The sequence below is a fragment of the Dyadobacter sp. CY326 genome (assembly GCF_021390515.1).
In the GTDB taxonomy this organism is placed as follows: Bacteria; Bacteroidota; Bacteroidia; order Cytophagales; family Spirosomataceae; genus Dyadobacter.
The window spans coordinates 285,792-304,100 of the sequence record NZ_JAJUXI010000007.1 but is presented as its reverse complement, the minus strand read 5'-3'; the positions used below and the strand labels follow the sequence as shown (position 1 = coordinate 304,100).

General features: G+C 45.1%; 17 protein-coding genes. 6 read left to right on the top strand and 11 right to left on the bottom strand.

Annotation, left to right across the window (positions count from 1 at the left end; genetic code table 11):
- The first annotated feature begins 115 nt into the window (after positions 1-115).
- Positions 116-1,492 (top strand): leucine-rich repeat domain-containing protein, encoded by a 1,377-nt coding sequence (locus LZG73_RS16035; RefSeq protein WP_233852040.1) that lies wholly within the window; start codon positions 116-118, stop codon positions 1,490-1,492.
- A gap of 1 nt (position 1,493) precedes the next feature.
- Here the strand turns inward: LZG73_RS16035 and LZG73_RS16030 are convergent, their stop codons facing one another.
- Positions 1,494-3,671, bottom strand: a complete 2,178-nt coding sequence (locus LZG73_RS16030; protein WP_233852038.1) for a DUF5916 domain-containing protein — start codon at positions 3,669-3,671, stop codon at positions 1,494-1,496.
- A 45-nt stretch (positions 3,672-3,716) separates the two neighbouring features.
- Positions 3,717-4,016 carry a DUF3817 domain-containing protein gene (locus LZG73_RS16025; RefSeq protein WP_233852036.1) on the bottom strand — a complete coding sequence of 100 codons (300 nt, stop codon included), beginning with the start codon at positions 4,014-4,016 and terminating at the stop codon, positions 3,717-3,719.
- Between the two features lie 273 nt (positions 4,017-4,289).
- On the opposite strand from LZG73_RS16025, the gene LZG73_RS16020 reads away from it, so the two are divergent.
- Positions 4,290-6,842 (top strand): TonB-dependent receptor, encoded by a 2,553-nt coding sequence (locus tag LZG73_RS16020; protein WP_233852033.1) that lies wholly within the window; start codon positions 4,290-4,292, stop codon positions 6,840-6,842.
- Positions 6,843-6,914: 72 nt separating this feature from the next.
- Here the strand turns inward: LZG73_RS16020 and ccsA (LZG73_RS16015) are convergent, their stop codons facing one another.
- From ccsA (LZG73_RS16015) to LZG73_RS15995, 5 genes are all read right to left on the bottom strand, one after another.
- Positions 6,915-9,512, bottom strand: a complete 2,598-nt coding sequence (gene ccsA, locus LZG73_RS16015) for a cytochrome c biogenesis protein CcsA (RefSeq protein ID WP_233852029.1) — start codon at positions 9,510-9,512, stop codon at positions 6,915-6,917.
- Positions 9,509-9,943 (bottom strand): cytochrome c maturation protein CcmE, encoded by a 435-nt coding sequence (locus tag LZG73_RS16010; RefSeq protein ID WP_233852017.1) that lies wholly within the window; start codon positions 9,941-9,943, stop codon positions 9,509-9,511. Before LZG73_RS16010 ends, ccsA (LZG73_RS16015) begins: the two co-directional genes overlap by 4 nt.
- Positions 9,944-9,949: 6 nt before the next feature.
- Positions 9,950-10,174, bottom strand: a complete 225-nt coding sequence (locus LZG73_RS16005) for a CcmD family protein (RefSeq protein WP_233852014.1) — start codon at positions 10,172-10,174, stop codon at positions 9,950-9,952.
- Between the two features lie 72 nt (positions 10,175-10,246).
- Positions 10,247-10,933, bottom strand: coding sequence for a cytochrome c biogenesis protein CcsA (gene ccsA, locus LZG73_RS16000; RefSeq protein ID WP_233852010.1), 687 nt, complete (start codon positions 10,931-10,933; stop codon positions 10,247-10,249).
- 36 nt (positions 10,934-10,969) lie between these two features.
- On the bottom strand, positions 10,970-11,647 hold the full coding sequence (locus LZG73_RS15995) for a heme exporter protein CcmB (protein ID WP_233852007.1): 678 nt from the start codon (positions 11,645-11,647) through the stop codon (positions 10,970-10,972).
- 170 nt (positions 11,648-11,817) lie between these two features.
- Here LZG73_RS15995 and LZG73_RS15990 point away from each other — a divergent pair, with 170 nt between their 5' ends.
- Positions 11,818-12,045, top strand: a complete 228-nt coding sequence (locus tag LZG73_RS15990) for a FeoA family protein (protein ID WP_233851995.1) — start codon at positions 11,818-11,820, stop codon at positions 12,043-12,045.
- Between the two features lie 30 nt (positions 12,046-12,075).
- The gene (gene feoB, locus LZG73_RS15985; RefSeq protein ID WP_233851993.1) at positions 12,076-14,211 is read left to right on the top strand and encodes a ferrous iron transport protein B; all 2,136 of its coding nucleotides are present in this window, start codon (positions 12,076-12,078) and stop codon (positions 14,209-14,211) included.
- 232 nt (positions 14,212-14,443) lie between these two features.
- Here the strand turns inward: feoB and LZG73_RS15980 are convergent, their stop codons facing one another.
- Genes LZG73_RS15980 through LZG73_RS15970 form a run of 3 tightly spaced genes read right to left on the bottom strand, consistent with a single transcriptional unit; the run spans position 14,444 to position 16,546 of the window.
- Entirely contained in the window at positions 14,444-14,800 is a 357-nt protein-coding gene (locus LZG73_RS15980) for a DUF5615 family PIN-like protein (RefSeq protein ID WP_233851989.1), read from the bottom strand.
- Positions 14,800-15,027, bottom strand: coding sequence for a DUF433 domain-containing protein (locus LZG73_RS15975; protein ID WP_233851978.1), 228 nt, complete (start codon positions 15,025-15,027; stop codon positions 14,800-14,802). The genes LZG73_RS15980 and LZG73_RS15975 overlap by 1 nt, the downstream gene beginning before the upstream one ends.
- A 37-nt stretch (positions 15,028-15,064) precedes the next feature.
- Positions 15,065-16,546, bottom strand: a complete 1,482-nt coding sequence (locus LZG73_RS15970) for an NAD(P)H-hydrate dehydratase (RefSeq protein ID WP_233851976.1) — start codon at positions 16,544-16,546, stop codon at positions 15,065-15,067.
- A 132-nt stretch (positions 16,547-16,678) separates the two neighbouring features.
- On the opposite strand from LZG73_RS15970, the gene rplS reads away from it, so the two are divergent.
- Both rplS and dapF read left to right on the top strand, forming a co-directional pair.
- Positions 16,679-17,041, top strand: a complete 363-nt coding sequence (rplS, locus tag LZG73_RS15965) for a 50S ribosomal protein L19 (RefSeq protein ID WP_082213983.1) — start codon at positions 16,679-16,681, stop codon at positions 17,039-17,041.
- 156 nt (positions 17,042-17,197) lie between these two features.
- Positions 17,198-17,983 (top strand): diaminopimelate epimerase, encoded by a 786-nt coding sequence (gene dapF, locus LZG73_RS15960; protein ID WP_233852452.1) that lies wholly within the window; start codon positions 17,198-17,200, stop codon positions 17,981-17,983.
- Positions 17,984-18,002: 19 nt separating this feature from the next.
- Here dapF and LZG73_RS15955 read toward each other — a convergent pair whose 3' ends face one another.
- Positions 18,003-18,308: a rhodanese-like domain-containing protein gene (locus LZG73_RS15955; RefSeq protein ID WP_233851974.1), complete on the bottom strand. Its 306-nt coding sequence runs from the start codon at positions 18,306-18,308 to the stop codon at positions 18,003-18,005.
- Position 18,309 lies beyond the last annotated feature (1 nt).

Genomic DNA, 18,309 nt, shown 5'->3' with positions numbered 1-18,309 from the left:
ATTAATAGCTGTTTATTTAATTTGAAAAGGTCGCAAAGAGAAAATATGTAAGTAACTATAATAATATGACTAAACTTTTAGTTATGTTAGTGCTTCCATAAAAAACCTTTGTGTCATGAAAGTATTCCTAGCTACATTAGTTTGTTTGTGCGTCCAAAATCTTTGTGCACAAACCCGGATCTTGTCTTCAAAAAGCGCCGAAAAAGAAGGTGTTGACGCCGCCACATTGGCCAATGATTATGCTAGGGATGACGAGCTCGCGACTCGTGAAGTGATGAAGAAGTTCAGGGCTTTGGTGGTCGCCACATATCCTGAAAACCCCGAACCCGGAATTACAGTGTTTGGCCAGTTTTTCTTCAATGCCTCGGGCAGCCTTGATTATCTCCTTTTTGACATTCAAGCCAGCGCGAGATACGACAAGGATTCACTGGAAAATCATACGAGAAATGCTTTTCAGGCTGGCTTGGAAGGCTTTAAAGTGGCGCAATCGCCCGGCCGTAAGTTTTCGGTGATGGGCATTCAAAATATTGGAAAAGTAGAAATGCCACGCGCGGTTCGCAGCGGCGACAGTGCAGTTGTGGATCTGAAAACAGCATTGGTTTTCCAGGACACATTGAAAGTCAAGCGTCTCTTTTTAAATCAGTTAGATCTTGCGACTGTGCCGAATGTTATTTACAGATTTCCAAATCTGGAAGAACTGTATCTGGGCTCTAATCGGCTTACGGCGGTTAACATTGACATGCAGCGGCTGCCCAGGTTAACGCAGCTTCATCTGCAAGGCAACAAGCTGACTAACGAGAGTTTGGATATTTCGCCAAACAAGACATTGACATTGCTTAACCTGAAAGACAACCAGTTCGCCGACATTCCGCAGACGGTCCGAAATTCAAAAAAGCTCTCGATCCTTTGGCTTGGAGGGAATGCTTTGCCTGAGCTTTCAAGCCGCAGTTTTCGCAAGTTGAAGCAAATTCAGGATCTGAATCTCTACAAGTCGGGGATTGCCGTTTTGCCGAAGGGGATCAAAAAAATGAAGAATCTGCAAGTGCTGGATTTGTATTACAATAACCTTGAAACGCTTCCTTCGTCCATCACCAAGCTTAAAAAACTGACGCATCTGGCAGTGTCACACAATCAAATTTCCGCGCTTCCCGAGCGAATTGACCGGATGAAGAAAATCCACACGCTTTATGCGCATCACAACCATTTGAGCAAGCTGCCTGCGCGGATTACAAAAATGCAGAATCTGAAAATCCTGGATCTGGGTTATAACTGGTTTACAAATTTCCCAAAAGAGCTGACCGCATTTGTCCGGTTGGAAGAGCTGGATCTTTCTTCAAACAATTTCCCCGATTTCCCGGAGCAGCTTTTGGAGATAAAGCAGCTGGAAAAGCTTTATCTCCGTGGCAACCCATTTGTCAATGAAGACGCTGAAAAAAAGTATAGCAGACAATTGGGACAGCTCAAAAGCAAGAACATTGAGGTGTTTTATTGATTTACAAATTCCACCAATAAGTGAATTTCAAGACAAGCGCACGGTTCTTAACGAGAAAGTTTTCAGGCAAATAATTGTCCGTGTAAACAATGAATAAGTCCGACGCAGGCTTATAACGCCATTGCAGACGCGCGTTCAGGTTGATATTATCCGCCTGATTGTTATACTGCATGAATGTCGTAAAAAACAACTTATTGGTGAATGTGACATCCACACGCGGGCCTACGAGCCACAATTGCGTGCGTTTCCATGGTTCGGGCAGGCGAATGTCGTTGTAATTCCCGGCCATGGTGATGGCCACGTAAGGCTGCACACGGTAACCCAGTTCAGCACGTAAATTATTGCGGTGTCCATTCTGGTAGTAACCTCCAAAAATCCCGGAGGCTGTATAAGTAAGGCGGTTTTGCGGTCCGGAAACAATGTCGAAACCGGCTGCTTTCCAATTATGCTCACTGCCGGTTATCAATGTGCCTATGCCCAAGTTTGTCGGGTCAAATGGCCGGAGTAAACGGATGTAATTGCTTGATCCCCAAACGGCAACCGTTGCCCGATTGATGAAATTGAGGTTATAGGAAAGGATGAATTCCCGGTCGCTCAGATTAAATCTTTTGTCCCAAAACACATTGCTGATCAGTTTCGGTCCGTGGCTGATGATTTTCGGATTTTTTACAAAGAACAAATAGCCAACATTGGGGCTGATTTTATAGTAACCCATCCGAACCGCATTGGGCACATAACCCACTTCCGCATTGAAGTTTTTGCCGACATACTCATGCTGCCATTGCCAGAAGAAATTGGCCTTATTAAACTTCAAATCGGCTGCATGCGTAAAATCGTCCGTGGTTTTTCCGGGTGTGAATGATTTGAGCATCATAACTTTTCCCGTCCAGAGATTTTTCGCACTCGCGAGGTTAAATTCAGCACCAATGTTGCGGTTATAGCGGTTTGTAGCGCCGTGGTTTTCCAGTGAATAGTTGGTCGCATCCTTATTTACAAAGATGAAACGCACATTGGATCGCGCCAGTAATTGCCTTTGCAATGCAAAAACCGCATAATTGTTTCTGGGCGTCAAACTGTCAGACGAGCCGGTCTGCACATCCAGCACGCCGATCCGCCAGTTCTTATTCAGCTTCCCGCTCATACGCGCGCCAAACTGAATGGGCACACCTAATCCAATGCGCCGGGAGAAAAACGGCCGAATGGTAGCGTACCCGAAGTTGGCGAAAAGGTCAGCGTTTTCGAGGAAGAACTGACGACGCTCCGGAAAAAACAGTTCGAAACGGTCCAAGTTGGTTTGCTGCACGTCCACGTCCACCTGCGAAAAGTCGGGGTTGACGGTCAAATCAAGGTTAAGCGCGGGCGTCAGTCCGATTTTAACGTCACCGCCGACGGCAGGCTTGTATTTGCTGGGCGTGTCTTTCTGATAATCTTTTGTCAACCGATTGGCGAAATAGGGAATAACGGAAATGTTCGGACCCGGATTGGGCGGCGGCACATCCCAGGCTAGGACGCCGGTGTAAGCAAGGGATGCAGAGGGGAATTGTCGCGGGACGGGAGCCCAGGCTGATTTTTCGGAAATGGTCAGATCCTGGCGGCTGAAATTGATCCCCCATTTCGTAATTCCCGGCTTGTAACGAATGCTTTTGAAAGGAATTGCAGCCTCCCAAACCCACTTGTCGTCATCGTTTTTGACAGCGCTCACCCATTTGTTATCCCAACTCAAATCAACCGTTCCGCCGTCGCCCTGCTGGCCATCCCAGGGAGCTCCGGCTGCATTTGCGCCAAATGAAAAACCATTGGTTTTGTCATCAAAAGTGTCCATGAAAAGCAGAAAATTATCATTCTTTCCGAATGCGAAATCCCTTTTCAGCGACTCTACAATGATGGAGCCTTTGACCGTTTTGTAGTTGATAACCAGGATGTAAATGTTGTCTTTGTCATAACACATCTTCACATCAGTCTGCGCCCGGGAGAAGCTCGTGTCCATGGGCGTGATCATGAAAAAGTTGTTCGCAGTTTCCGCAGATTCCCAGGCCAGGTCATCGGCGACGCCGTCAATGTTCAGCGATGAAGTCGCGGAATGGATATTGTATTGATATTTTTCATTGGGTTTCTGAGCAATGCTTTGGATGGTGATTAAACAGAAAAAAATTAAGGTTAGGATAAAATTACGTTGCACTTGATCGGGGTGTAGGAATGTGTAAAATATTAAGGTTCAGGGAATTCAGTTTCTAAACCATTTGGCGTCAGCATAAAATGTGCCGAAAGGGACCAATGAGGATAGGAATGATAAAAAGGATTTTTTGAATGACCAGCCTCTTTCAATAGCGACCTGGATCAGTAACATTACAAAAAGCACAAAGAGAACGCCGTGTGCCATGCCCACAACACGTACGGCCTGTGGAACGCCCGCCATGTATTTTAAAGGCATGGCAATGCCGAGCAAAACAAGGAAAGATATACCTTCAAGAAATGCGACAATGCGCAGACGGCCAAGGGCGGATTTGATGAGATTAGAATCCATAATAAACGATTATAAGCGGAAAATTTTAATTGTAAATATAACTATTCAGATCTTTTGACGGGCAGCAAAGTAAAAAACGTTTTGCACGGAAATGTTATATATCAGCTGGTTGTGATTCTCCATTCCGGAAAATTGATATCATTTATTTGAAAATACAAATTTAATATCGCTGACTGTGAGTTTGTGGTTACAAAATTTTGAAAAAGTTTTATTTCAAAAAATTTTATATTGCCGCCTGTTATTTACGCGTACGTTCCAAACATAATCATCTTCATGACTAAAACAATTTTTACCTGGCTATTGATTTTTTCTGCGTACTGCTCGTTTGCCCAGGGCTTTAAGGTGACGGGAAAGATTTCGGATGAAAACGGCGATCCGCTGATTGGGGCCTCTGTCGTTGAAAAGGGAGCCAATAATGGCACAATAACAGACGGGCGCGGCGCATACACGCTTGCGGTTGGCCGTTCAAACGCCACATTGGTGGTGACTTATGTCGGTTACACGACCATGGAGCGAGAAATAAGCGGCTTGGTTTCTCAGGATTTTGTAATGCAGGACGCAACGATCTTGAATCAAGTTACAGTTGTGGGTTCACGCAATGCAAACCGGTCGTCCACGGACACGCCGGCACCGGTGGACATTATCGACATTCGTGAAGTGACCACCAAACAGGGCCAGCTGGACGTAAATCAGCTTTTGCAGTTTGCAGCTCCATCATTTAATTCAAACAGGCAAACGGGCTCCGATGGCGCCGACCACGTGGACCCGGCATCATTGCGCGGCCTTGGACCCGATCAAACATTGGTTCTGATCAATGGAAAAAGAAGGCATCAGTCGGCGCTGGTCAATTTGTTTGGATCAAGAGGACGCGGGAACACAGGAACTGACTTAAATGCAATTCCAGCCGCCGCGATCGAGCGCATTGAAATTTTGCGCGATGGCGCCGCAGCCCAATATGGTTCTGACGCGATTGCGGGCGTTATCAACATTGTTTTGAAAGAAACAGTAAACCAGCTAACCGCCAATGTGAATGCTGGCATGTTTAAGGCAAAATATCGTTTTGATGACAAAAGTTTTGATGGGCTGAATTACAATGTGAATGTTAATTATGGCGTAAAATTGGCTCAAAAAGGTTTTCTGAATGTGACAGCAGATTACAATTTCCGCGATCACACCAACCGGGCGAACACTGTTTCAGATGAAAGCGAGCTGGCCAGACGCCAATATGGCGATCCCAAAATCAACAATGCTGCGCTTTATTACAATGCGAAAATTCCGGTGGGCCAGAATTTTCAAGTTTATAGTTTTGGCGGCGTTAACAAGCGAAAAGGGGATGCATATGCCTGGACGCGTTTCCCGGAAGATGACCGCAATGTGCCTGCCATTTATCCCAATGGTTTTGACCCGATTATCGCAAGCACCATTGACGACCGGGCTGTTACGGGAGGCGTGCGTGGCGTTTGGAAGTCCTGGGACATTGATTTGAGCAACACTTATGGGTTTAATAAATTCCAGTTTGATGTCAGAAATTCAATCAATGCTTCATTAGGCGAGCAATCGCAGACAGAATTCGATGCGGGTGGTTTTCAGCTGGCGCAAAATGTGACGAACCTGAATGTTACGCGTTATTACAAAGGCATTTTGCAAGGGCTTAATGTTGCATTTGGTGGTGAATATCGTACGGAACGTTACAAGATTTTCGCTGGTGAGCGTGCTTCATATTACAATTATGACCCGACTTTGGCTGGCGGATCTCAGGGTTTTCCGGGTTACAGTCCGGCCGATGTGACCAACCGCGGGCGTTCCAATGCTGGCGCATATTTGGACATTGAAGCAGATTTGACCAAAAAACTCCTGATCGACGCTGCGGTCCGATTTGAAAATTACAGTGATTTCGGAAGCACATTGAATGGAAAAGTTGGCTTGCGCTATAAAATTACGAATGCCGTTGCATTGCGCGGATCGGTGAGCACGGGATTCCGGGCGCCTTCATTGGCTCAAAAATATTTCAACTCAACATTCACAAATTTTGTCAACGGCGAGGCAGTTGAGGTTTTGCTTGCCAATAACAACAGCGCCGTGACGAGGGCTCTGGGCATTCCGCAGCTAAAACAAGAAACGTCGGAGAATGCGAGCATCGGCATCACGATGAATCCAGCGCCCGGCTTGTCTGTCACGGTCGACGGTTATTATGTGAAAGTAAAAGATCGCGTGGTGCTTACGGGCCAGTTCAGCGATGAAGACGAGGACATTGGCGACTTGTTAAAGGCGCTTCGGGTTGGTAAGGCGCAGTTTTTTACCAATGCGCTTTCTTACACGACGACAAAAGGGATCGACGTCATTATCGCGCATTCGACTGGGCTGGGGATAGGCCGGCTGAGCACGACGCTTGCTGCCAATTTCAATCAAATGGACCTTGGCCCTGTGAACACGGTGCCGAGTTTGGCTGGCAAGGAAGACACTTATTTCGACGAACGCGAACGCCGTTTTGTGCTTGCGTCCGCACCGCCGTCCAAGATCAACCTGACATTGGATTATGCGGTTCAAAAGCTGAGCTTTATGCTTCGTTTTGTACGTTTCGGAGAGGTGAAGCTTGCCAATTGGGATTATGAATTGGATGTTTACAAGGCAAAGGTTCAGACGGATTTGACTGTTAATTACAGGCTGAACAATCATTTCGCAATCTCTGTGGGTGGAAGCAACATCCTGAATGTGTATCCCGACATGTCGTCGCCGGCATTGACTGAATCGGGTGGGGGCTGGGACCCTGTGCAAATGGGAAGCAACGGCGCGTTCTTTTTTACGAGGTTAGGGTTTAGATTCTAGTGATAAAAATGAAAAAGTCTCCTGCTGAATTATTCGGCAGGAGACTTTTTTTATGCTTAAATTCTATGAAAATCAGGCGGGTTGCACTTTAACCTTCACCTTGGTTTTATTATTCGAATTGTTCTCTTTGTCTCTGACCTTGATGAAATCCTTAAACCTTCTGACAGTCGCCATAATGAAACCGATGACGAGCACAAATGTTCCCAGCCAAAGAATGTTGATCAGCGGCTTTTCAATGGCTTTCATCACAATGAAATCGCGCTGCGTGGTGTTGACTGAGAATGAGAATTGGCCCGTTTGCGGGTTGATTTCCTGAAACTGAATCCGCATGCCCAGATCGTTATTGACCTCAGGCTTGCGCGCAACCATGCGGTCGCGGATCACAAACGATGGCGTAACCACATATTCTTTGTCTTTGTCCAGAACGCGGATAATGGCTTTTACTGCCGCATCGCCTGCGCCCAATTTCACGCCTTCAACCTGTTCTGTGCGGACTACATTGTCCAAAATGGCAACATAATCGTTTACAAAGAAAGTATCGCGCAAGTTGATGGTGAAGTTTTCCGTCTGGCTCCAAACAGGCTCGGCAGTTGGGTTGGTCACCATGTTGACGTGGGTGTAAAGGTCTTTGTCAACTTTCCTTTGAATGTCCGGCGAAGAGACAATGCCACCCATTCTCGGATTGATCTGTACCCGAGGGAATAAGCTGAAAATTCGTCCCGATGGCTCCCTATACTCGATTTCGTAGTAAAAGTTTTCCGGAAACAGCTCAATGGTGTCGCCCTTCACATTGTATTTTTTGTTATCGACCACAATGTCGCGTAATGCAACCGCGTGGAAATCACCCTCGATAATATCGACCCAGCTTTTTGGAATGTAACCTGGAATGTGTCGCGGTTCTACGCGGACGTCACGCCAGGTTAGCATATAATCGCCCATTTTTTCCGGCTTATTAAGCCATAGGGTGATATTTTCCTTGTTTTCCTTATTATCGTTGCTGGTAAATTCTTCGCTGCGGGAAATCATCAATCCCGAGTTGTTGATGGAAACGACTTTCGTGTAAGCAGAAGAAAACAGGATCCCGATCAACATTAAAGCAACGCCAATGTGCGTAATCGCGCCTCCGGAAAGATTATAGTTTCCGCGAATGATGTTCAAGAGGATCGTTCCGTTGGCAACAATGGCAAAAACTGCCGCGGTCAGCAATGCGATATACTGAATTTCCTTAACGCCTTGAATGGTGATAATGGCCGCACTGATTATCAGCGAGATAAGCAATGGATTGTAAAGCGCTTGTAACTTGTCTTTACCCACTCTTTTCCACCAGAAAAACTGTCCAACGCCAGTCAGAATAACAATTAGCGAGAAAAACCAGAGCTGGAATTTATTATAATGTCCAATCTGATCGGCTGGAAGCGCCATATTCAGCACACTCCCGAACGCTTCCGCGATTTTATTATAAACCGGAATGGAAGTGGTTGCGAGGATTTGAAAACCGGACAAGCAAAGCAATGTTGCTCCAATGAAAATCCAGAATTCCTGCGAATAAGTTGACACTTCTTCTTCATCACTCGGCAAATCCTTCCAGCGATAAACGAGCAGGACGATGGCCAGAATGGTGAATGTGAACAGATAAATGAGCAACTGCCCGGATAAACCCAAATCGGTAAATGAGTGAACGGATGCGTTCCCCAACACGCCACTTCTGGTCATGAATGTGGAGTAAAGGATCAATATAAATGTTGCAATGGTCAGGATGAAAGACGTTTTCAGCGCAGTTGCATTTCTGCGACCAATGATCATGGTGTGAACTGCCGCAACAAGAATAAGCCAGGGCACAATTGACGAGTTTTCAACGGGGTCCCAGTTCCAGTAACCACCAAAATTAAGCGTTTCGTAAGCCCAGTAAGCGCCCATCAAAATACCAATGCAAAGGATCATTGCAGAAAAGAGCGCCCAGGGCAAAGCCGGACGAATCCATTCCTGGATTTTCTTGGTCCAAAGACCCGCAATGGCGAATGAGAATGGGATCAGCGTTGTTGCAAAGCCCAGGAACAGGGTGGGAGGGTGAATAACCATCCAATAGTTTTGCAAAAGGGGATTCAAGCCGTTACCATCTTTCGGAATGAAATTCGCATCCATCTGATAGACGGGCAGGTCCGGCATCACTTCTTTAAGCAATAAAAACGGCGTTGAACCGATTTTTAAATCCAAGCCTGGAATAACAACGCCCAAAATCATGGACGTCAAAAACGCCTGAACGAGCGCAAAAACGGTCATAACAGGAGCTTCCCAAGAACGATTTGTGAAAATCAAAACACAGCCCAAAATCACATTCCAGAAGATCCATAACAGAAAACTTCCTTCCTGATCTTGCCAAAAACTGGAAATGGTGTAACCTGTCGGCAGCGACAAGGAAGAGTTTTTCCAGGCGTAATGATATTCGAAATAATGGTTTCCAATGATCCAGTAAAGCGAGAAAACCACTCCGAAAACCGCTGCAACGTGCGTGTAAAAAACACCGCGTCCAAACTTTTTCCAGGTGGTGCTTTCTTCAATGCTAAGTCCGGCCGTGCCGGCTTTGAAATAGGCAAAAGTTGCAACAAGGGCTGTTACAAAGGCAATGATGACAAGCAGGTGACCTGCACTTCCAATGGTGCTGTGAATCATGATTTTGCTGCCGTATGTTCAGTTTCTTCCATTTTGCCGTTCTCGTATTTCGATGGGCATTTCATCAGGATCTTTTCAGCAGTAAAAGCGCCGTCTTTCATTTTGCCAACGACAACAACCTGCTCTGATTTGTCAAAATCCTGCGGTTTCGAATTTTTGTAAACCACTTTCTGCTCCACCTGATTGTTGTCAATGAGCGTGAAAACGAAATAATTAGGATCAATCTGTGGTTGATATTCCATTTCCAGAATGCGGCCAGCGGCATCTTTTTTAAGTTTGCCCACCACGTGAATGCTTTCGGCATCACCTTCCTGCGCCATTTCTTTTGCTTTGGTAAAATCAACGTAAGTGCTTGCGTCCCCGGCAGTTGAGACAATGATGCCTATGGCAACTGCAATGATGATTAAGCCGAATATTTGTATCTTTTTCATGAAATGTTACTTGATATTTAACTCTTTTTCAATTTTGCTCACTTTGGAATCAATCCGAAGCATGTTAACTGCAATGCCCGCAAAAACGACGGCAATCACGGCCACCACAACCCAAATTTTACCATCTTCACGCAGCTTATCGGCCATGGCAACACCATTGTCTGCGGCTTGCGCAAACAGGTTTCCGGAAATCAAAAGTAAGGTTAGCAGAATGAGGGAGACTCTTTTCATTGTATGAGTAATGGACTAAAATCTTAACGAAAAATTGAAATAAAATGTTTGTCAAAACATAAATTAACGGACTTATTGCACTTTCTCGGAGGTGATCAAAGCTTCGTCTCTCACCCGGTTGATCACTTTGATGCGAATTCGAAGCTCGGCCAGCCACAAGCCAAGTAAAATGTATCCGATAATGGCGGGATAAAAAACTTTCCGGATATTATTGTCAAAATCGTAAGAACCGAATGTGCTGTTTCCACCACTTCCCGGGTGCAGCGAATCGGTTAATCTAGGCAAGATGTAAATGATCGGAATGAACACGGCGAATGCAAAAATGTTGTAAACCGAAGAAATCCGGGCCTTGCGCTGCTCATCTTCGAAAGAACTCCTAAGCAATAAATAAGCAAGATAAATCAGTATTCCGACTGCGGCTCCGTTCAGTTTCGGATCATTCGGCCAGGGGTCGCCCCATGTGTAATTAGCCCATATTGAGCCAGTTAGGCAACCCAGAATTCCAAAAAATATCGCAGACTTCGCCAGCTCGCTCGCAACGTCGTCATCACTTATGCGTCCTTTGCCCAAATAACGGATTGAAAAAATCATTGATGCAAAAAGCAGCGTGGTCATTGCCAGCCAAAGCGCAACGTGAAAATAAGTGTTGCGAATGCTTTCATTGATGATGGCAAGATGCGGAACAGGGCCCATTATTCCCATGATGATCACATAGAAAATGATCACTATGCAAAGGATTTTCCACCAGATCTTTCTCATTTTATGCAGTTACTTTAAATCTTTACTCGCTCATTCTCAGCTCCTCCACAAATAAGGGAAAAGCAGATAACTGAGCGTAATTACTATGAGATCAATTGATAATAGTGTGGTGATTTCGTCTGTGCTTACCGACCAGTCTAAACCGTCCATTGCGTTTTTGGCAAGGCGGATCGTCATCAGCATCATGGGCAAAATAATCGGAAAACTCAAAACAGCCATCAATGTTGCGCTGTTATCAGCTTTGGATGCAATGCCAGCCACCAAAGTTAATACAGAAGCAAATCCGATCGCAGCCAGAAACAGGCACAATGTAAAAAGCCCCATGTCACCCACTGCGTTGCCCATTACAAAAGCGTAAAAAATGAATCCCATTCCAGATAACAACAACATAATGAATGAGTTGTAAATAATTTTGGAAATGATGATCGCCTGCGGGCTGCAAAGGCTGTAATAGTAAATCAGGCGGCCATATCTTTCCTGGGAAAAACTTTTGGCAATGGCATTAACCGCTGTAAACAATATAATGATCCAGAATAATGTGTTCCAGACAATAGGAGTGAGTTGGTTTCTGCGCAGATTAAAGCTGAGATAACAAACGAAAACGGTGCTGATCACGTAAAGTAACATGCCACTCAGCGCATATTTTTGACGCCATTCGAGTGTTATTTCTTTCCAGATAAGGGTTTTAATCTCGTTCAAAATGCCGCTGCTCATTTACTCTTTGCGCTGCAAAAGTACTACATAAAGCCCGAGGGAAATAATTAATGCGCATGATTTTGCGTGATTTGTATCAGACAAAATACAATTCGAAAAGTAATATTTGAATTACGGTCTGATAGTGCTTAATTTGCACTTTAAATAAAATGAATCTAAATAAGGAGCGTATGTCAGCTCGTACAGTCAGTCATCTTCGAAAGGGCGAAAAAGGGATTATCAAATCTTTCACAGATCGGGCTATGTCTTTGAAATTGCTGGAAATGGGCTGTCTGCCTGGTTGCGAAGTGCGGCTGGATGCGGTGGCGCCATTTGGTGATCCGATCTGCATTAATGTTGGTGGATCTTATTGTCTTTCTCTACGACTGAATGAAGCCGCGGTGATTGAGATTGAGTGACAAATACGTTCCGTTTATTAAGCCGCTCCATTGAAACAAGGGAATATAAAAGTTGCGCTGGTTGGTAACCCGAATGCCGGCAAGTCTACATTATTTAATGCATTAACCGGTTTACGTCAAAAAACAGGGAATTTTCCGGGCGTCACAGTTGAAAAGAAATCAGGAACTTTTAAGCTTTCGGGAGCTGACGGACAGCCTGAGCTGAGTGCAATAATCGTTGATCTTCCAGGAACATACAGCATTTACCCGAAATCACGGGATGAAACTGTCGTAATGGACATTTTGGCGAACCCAAAACATCCCGATTTCCCGGATGTGGTTGTGGTTGTGGCTGATGCATCCAATCTGCAAAGAAATCTTTTGCTTTTTACGGAAGTCAATGACTTGGGCCTGCCTTGTGTGCTGGCACTGAATATGTTAGATGTTGCTGCAAGCATGAATTTGACAGTTAATGCTGTGCAGTTGGCTATGAAACTCAATGTGCCTGTCGTGCGCATCAACGCGCGGACGGGGGAAGGGATTAATCAGCTTAAAGAGGCAGTTAGGCAAGTTGTTGAGCGATCAGAACATTCCGCATTCGCTTATTTTTATGAGCCGAAAGAAAATGAAATAAGGCTGATTGAAGAAGTAAAAGCAATGTATGCGCTTGACAATGATTATGTTGCGTTGCAATATGTTTGTCAGCATGATAATTTTTCTTTTCTCGAAAAACCGGCACGTGTTGCACTTGACAAGCTGATTGAAAAACATGCATTTGACGAAAATCTATTCTTGGCTGAGGAAACGGTTTCGCGTTATGAAAAGATAAAACCAATTGTCAACAAATCAGTCAAATCTGCGGGACAAACCGAGCAACCTTATTGGACGCGCAAGCTCGATAGTGTGCTGCTGCATCCGTTTTGGGGTTATGTCATGTTTGCTGCGGTGCTGATCTTGGTTTTTCAAGCAATATTTTCGTGGGCAACATATCCGGTCGATTTATTGGACGCGGGCATTGCAGCCAGCATTGAGTGGACCAAAGGGGTTTTGCCAGAAGGCATTTTAAATGATCTGATTACAGACGGAATTATGGCCGGACTGGGCGGAATCCTTCTTTTTATTCCTCCCATTGCGATTTTATTTGCGCTCGTTTCTATTTTGGAAGAATCGGGTTATATGGCGCGGGTGATGGTGATTATGGACAAGCTGATGCGGAAATTCGGGCTGAATGGCCGGAGTGTTGTGCCCCTTATCTCAGGTGTTGCTTGCGCTGTTCCAGCCATTATGACAACCAGAAGCATCAGCAGCCGTTATGAACGACTTTTGACGATATTGGTGACGCCGTTGATGAGCTGCTCTGCGAGGCTTCCTATTTATACAATTCTAATTGCATTGGTCGTGCCTTCCACAAAGGTGCTTGGCTTTTTGAACATGCAAGGACTTGTTTTGTTTGGGCTTTATTTGTTGGGATTGGTTGGCGCGTTGGGGACAGCCTGGCTTCTTTCCTTATTTATACCAAGAAAAGAACCCGGGTATTTCATGTTGGAAATGCCATCTTACAAGCTGCCGCGCTGGGGACATGTGGCTTTTACGATGTATGACAGCGTGCGTTCTTTTGTGTTGGAAGCGGGCAAAGTGATCATGTCCATATCGATCATTCTCTGGGTTTTGTCTTCTTATGGGCCTGGTGACCGCATGGAAAATGCAGAAGCTCAGGTCGTTGCAACAATGCGCAATGCACCGCAGGAGCAGGTTAATGCTGCCATTTCATCCGTGAAACTGGAAAATTCTTATGCGGGTCAGTTTGGACATTTTATCGAGCCAGCGATCAGGCCGTTGGGTTATGATTGGAAAATCGGCATTGCATTGCTAGCATCATTTGCTGCGAGGGAAGTTTTCGTGGGAACAATGGCAACCATTTACAGCATTAGCGGTGATTTTGAAGACGTTCCAACCGTGAAGGAACGATTGATAAAAGAGAAAAACCCCGAAACCGGTCAGGCCATGTTCACGCCAGCCGTCAGTTTTTCCCTGCTTATATTCTACGTTTTCGCCATGATGTGCATGAGCACGATCGCCGTAGTCCACCGCGAAACCCACGGCTGGAAATGGCCACTGATCCAGCTAGCGTATCTAATGACGCTGGCGTACGTCTCGGCGTTTGTGGTTTATCAGGTTTTGAGTTGAAAAAAAAATCTAATGCCGCAGGCAGGACTTTTTTTCATGATACTCATGTGTCGTCCGACTTTTAAATAATTCGTCCAGATTTTTTCCTGTTATCTTTCCTTTTTGCGCGATATTTCGATTAGCGCTTCCAGCAGCTCAACTAACAAATCTGCGATCGGCAAAATGAATAAATGGTTAGGTTGTTAAGGGATTCGTAGCCAAAACGAGAAAACTGCAACTCCGAAAGTGCGGTCTACAAATTGTAAACTACCGCGGAGCCGCCCAGTTCAAGAAAAAATCCAGTTTCTTCATTCAGCTTCGAAATTAGCGGGAGATTTCTTTGGATAAGCTCGATAAGCATTTGATTAGAAATGTTACCCAAAACAATTCTAACGAGTTTCTTGGGCGTCTGCCGAATCAAAAATGAGTTTCGGAAATCTTCATCTTTTGTGATGACTATCAAATCTTGCTTATCCGCTAATGCGCATATCTCAGCATCGGTTGTGTGCCATTTGGAAGGAAGGCTATTGACATGGGATGCTGAATGTCCTATACTGCTCAAATGCTTGACTAGCTTAATTGGAATATGCACGTCACATAGAAAATTCATTAGGCGGCTTCTTTTATTAAGCGCCCTGCAACCAAGAGTTTAGCATAGCTGAGACATGCTAAAATATCTTCCCTCTCAAGTTCGGGATGGTCTTCAAGAATTTCGTCAAATGTCATTCCCGAGGTTAGCATGTCAATAATCACTTCCACGGGCCAGCGCATTCCTCTAATGCAGGGTTTCCCATGGCAGATTGACGTGTCGATCGTTATCCTTTCTAAATATTGCATGTGCTTCTTGCCTAAATTCAAAGTTAACTATTTGCGCTCACCAACGCAATTTCCCTACCAAATCTGATGCGATCAGCGCAGTCTCACTTCTCTGCTGCGCGGCTCGGTCACCGGCCAGGCCGTGCTGGTAAACGCCTAGAATGGCGGCTTCATATGGAGGATATTTTTGGGCTAAAAGGCTGGTGATGATTCCGGTAAGGACATCGCCTGTTCCGCCGGTTGCCATGCCTGGGTTGCCAGTTGAGTTGAAATGTACTTCGCCGTTTGGGAGAATTACAGCTGTGTTTGCGCCTTTCAGGCAGATGATAACTTTGTATTTTCGAGCGAAATCAATGCTGATTTGAAGCCTTTCAAATTCGTTTTTGCTTTCTCCCGCAAGACGCTGAAATTCTTTGGGATGTGGTGTTAGAATGGTGTTTTCAGGTAATTTGTCTAAAAGATGCCGGTTCTCTGATAGAATATTCAGGGCATCGGCGTCAATGATCAGTGGGCTCTGCGTCGTTGCTAGCAATTGTTCGATAACCAAGACTGTCTCTGAATCTTTTCCCAAACCAGGACCAATTCCAATCGCGGAATAACTTTCCAAATCTGGCAATTCGCTGATATGCTTGTGATTAGTGTCCGTGACAGCCATCGCTTCGGGGACAGAAATTTGAATGATGTCATAGCCGCATGACGGAATATGCATTGTCAACAAGCCAACGCCGGAACGCAGACATGCTTTTCCAGACAACACTGCCGCGCCCATCTTGCCATAACTGCCTGCAATGAGCAGCGCATGCCCGAATGTTCCCTTATGAGCGAATTTGTCACGCGGTTTAATCAACTTTTCCGCGGCCCGCTTATCTGTGTAATAAAATGGCGTTTCAACATCATGGATAAACTTTTCATTCAAACCAATGTCAACCAAATGCCATGCACCAACAAACTTTGCGTTTTGCGGCATCAGGAAAGCCAGTTTTGGCAGCTGAAACGAAACCGTGAAGTTCGGCTCGATAATCGCATCGGTCGTTTCGTTGGCTTTGTCGGTGTAAAGACCACTGGCGATGTCGATTGAAACCATCTTATTAGGCAATGCATTAAGATAGCCGATAACTTGTGCTAACAGTCCGTCAGCTGGGCGGGTTAGGCCGGAGCCCAGAAGCGCGTCTATACAAATCACATTTTCAGATAATTCCGGCAATTGGTCGGCAGAAGCAATGCTGGTGGGCTCTAGATGTTGTTTCAGTCTTGTTAAATTGCCCTGAAAATCTTCCGAAGCATTGTTTGAGTATTCAATTATAAATACTGAAACATTGTAGCCGCCAACTTTCAGCAATCTGGCAACGGCCAGGCCGTCGCCGCCATTATTGCCTTTGCCACAAAAAATGGCCACAGGTCGGGTGTGAACGAATTGATTGCAAAACCACCTTAAGAATGCGTTGGAGGCCCGTTCCATCAGATCCAGTGAAGAAATGGGCTCATTTTCAATGGTGTAAGCATCCAGCTGGCGAGTCTGATTTACATTGAGTATTTTCATTCAAAATGCTTTTACAAACAAATAAATAACGTTAGCTTTGCACTCGTTTTCGCAAGAGCTGTTTTGAATGAAGGGGCGTCACCTCATCCGCTGGAAGCAAGCTATCATTTTAAATCCAAAAAAGCATTCGTCATGAGCGAACTTATTAAACTCGTAGAAGCAACGATTGAAAATCGTAAATCCGAGTATCCTGAATTCAATTCAGGCGACACGATCAACGTTCACGTTAAAATTCGTGAAGGTAACAAAGAGCGTATCCAGCAATTCCAGGGTACAGTTATGCAGCGTCGCAATTTGAGCGGCAGCGGTGAAACTTTCACAGTGCGTAAAATCTCGAATGGCATCGCCGTAGAACGTGTTTTCCCAATTCTTTCACCAAGTATCGCTAAAATCGAATTGATTCGTCGCGGTAAGGTGCGTCGTTCACGTCTGTTCTTCCTTCGTGGCCGTCAGGGTAAAGCCGCTCGTATCAAAGAGCTTAAAGTATCGAAGTAATATAGAGATTCTCTTCGGACAAAAAATTTTAAACCCTGCAGGTGATTATTTCCTGCAGGGTTTTGTTTTTCCCATATCTGCTGGCCGTCCGTTTAAACGGACGGCTATAGGTGAAATGGGAGGAGATTTTGAAATGATGAAAAAATGATTAATATTATGAACATTGCGTTTTACAAATATCAGGGCACAGGCAATGATTTTGTCATGATCGACAACCGCGACCTTTCATTTCCCGTTTCAAAAGAATTGATCGCATCCATTTGCCACCGCCGCTTTGGGATTGGTTCAGACGGACTGATCTTGTTGCAGAACGAGCCGGGTTTCGACTTTCGGATGGTTTATTTTAATGCGGATGGGGGAGAGGGCAGCATGTGCGGAAACGGCGGTCGTTGTGTTGTGCGTTTCGCGCATGATTTGGGATTGTTTACCGAATCAACTTCATTCATTGCCGTCGATGGCGTGCACGAAGCGACAGTTTCTGAGGAAGTGATTAGTCTCAAAATGTCCCCTGTTGCTGACGTTGAGCGTTATGAAGAATTTGATTTTATGAACACAGGTTCACCACATTATGTAACTTATGTGGATAATGTATCAGAAACCGATGTGTTTAATATAGGAAGTGAAATTCGCTACGGTTCTGTTTATGGACCGAAAGGCGGAACCAATGTTAATTTTATTGAAATCATTGAAAAGGACCACCTGAGCGTGCGAACCTACGAGCGCGGCGTTGAGGACGAAACTTATTCATGCGGAACCGGCGTAACCGCCTGCGCATTATCCGCACATTTACGTGAAGGCTGGAACGGGCCGATCACGATAGAAACAATCGGTGGAACTTTGAAAGTAGATTTTGAGGAAACGGCCGTAGGATTTGACAACATTCATTTAATAGGGCCTGCTGTGCGGGTTTTTGAAGGAAGTTTAGACTTACCAAATCTTTAAGACTTGGTAAGTCTGTCAATCACTCTGATTCGATAATCCCCCCGTGAACGTGAAATATCTGCTTGTCGAGCCATTCCGGAACGCGGCAATAATCCATGGCGGCGACCTTGCTTCTCACGCCATTAGTGCAAATCACAACAATGATATTATAAGGAGCCAGATCTGTTCTCCGCGCCCTGATGTCAGCCAGGGGAATGTTGATTCCTCCTTCATTGAACTCTTCAAATTCCCAATTTTCACGCACGTCAACAAGAATGGCATCTGGCTTATTAACAAGATGCCTGGCTTCTTGAAGCGTAATATCAGCGAAATTATTTCTGGTCATT